This window comes from Nocardia sp. NPDC004722, from assembly GCF_053601505.1.
Genome location: NZ_JBSGBY010001106.1, coordinates 1 through 1,118, shown reverse-complemented (window position 1 = coordinate 1,118; position 1,118 = coordinate 1). Strand labels below are relative to the sequence as shown.

Sequence of the window (1,118 nt, the reverse complement as noted above, 5' to 3'; positions counted from 1 at the left end):
GCTGTCGCGGGCGCTTTCGGCGGCCGGGCGCAACCGCGATTCGCTGGCCGCCGCCGCCCGCGCCGTGGTGGCCGACAGTGACGCCGGGGTGCGCCGCAATGTGGTGTACGGCCTCACCGAGGCCGCCTGGGTGCTCAGCGGTGAGGGCGATTCCGAGCGCGGCACTCGCCTGTTCGACGCCGCCCTGTCGGTGGCACGCCGATTCGGCAACACCCGATACGAATCCGCCGTCCACGCCCGTGCCGCCCGCGCCCACCTGGCCGCGGGCCGCTTCGCCCGCGCCGCCGAACACGCCGAGCACGCCGAAGCCACCCGCATCTCCGCGGGCACCGGCGCCGTCCACACCCACAACCTCCTCATCCGCTACACCGCCCTGCGCCGCCTGGGCCGCAATATCGACGCCGCCGAGTGCTACCGCACCGCCGCCACCCAAATCCCCGACTTCGACGCCGCCCTGACCGCCTGGACCGCCGAAACCCACCTCCCCGCCACCCGCTGATCCGGGACAACCCCTGGCCGGTGAAAGGTCGGTTTCGGGTAGTGAGCGCCACATGTCTGATATGGGTGGGCCGGGTGTTGCGGATGGTCCGGGTGGGGCTGTAGCGGCTAGCCTGGGACGCATGGCAGGTAAGGCCCGCACCGGAACGTCACGTACGCGAGCGGGGGCTACGCGGGGGCAGACTCCGGCACAGTCCCGGGCTCGCACTCCGCGCAAGCCCGCGAAGCGGGTGGCGCGGAAGGCTCCGGCGCGGCGGCCCGCCCCGCGGCGCGGCTCGAATACCGCTCCGCTGGCGGTGGTTCGGCGCGGCGCGACCAGGGCCTGGACGGCGACCGCGCGAGGGCTGGGCGCCACCACGCGGGCCGTGAGCCGGGCGGGGGATATCGAGCACGGGCATCGGCGGGACGGGATCGCGCTGGGCCTGGTGGCCTTCTCGTTCGTGATCGCGGCGGCGGTGTGGCTCTCGGCGGGCGGCCCGGTCGGGCACTGGGTGGATACCGCGGTGCGCTGGGTGGCCGGATCCGGCATCGTCGACGACCTCGAGCACCGCGGTCTGGTGGTCCGCCGCCGGAATCCGCACGACCGCCGCGCCTACGAGATCGTGATCACCGAGACGGGT

At 74.2% G+C, this 1,118-nt stretch carries 1 protein-coding gene and 1 pseudogene; both read left to right on the top strand.

The features are described from left to right. A partial coding sequence (locus ACWELQ_RS46115) for a hypothetical protein (protein ID WP_452403262.1) occupies positions 1-499 on the top strand: 499 nt, incomplete at its 5' end. 121 nt (positions 500-620) lie between these two features. After that, positions 621-1,118: pseudogene (locus tag ACWELQ_RS46110) on the top strand (hypothetical protein); the annotation flags it as partial.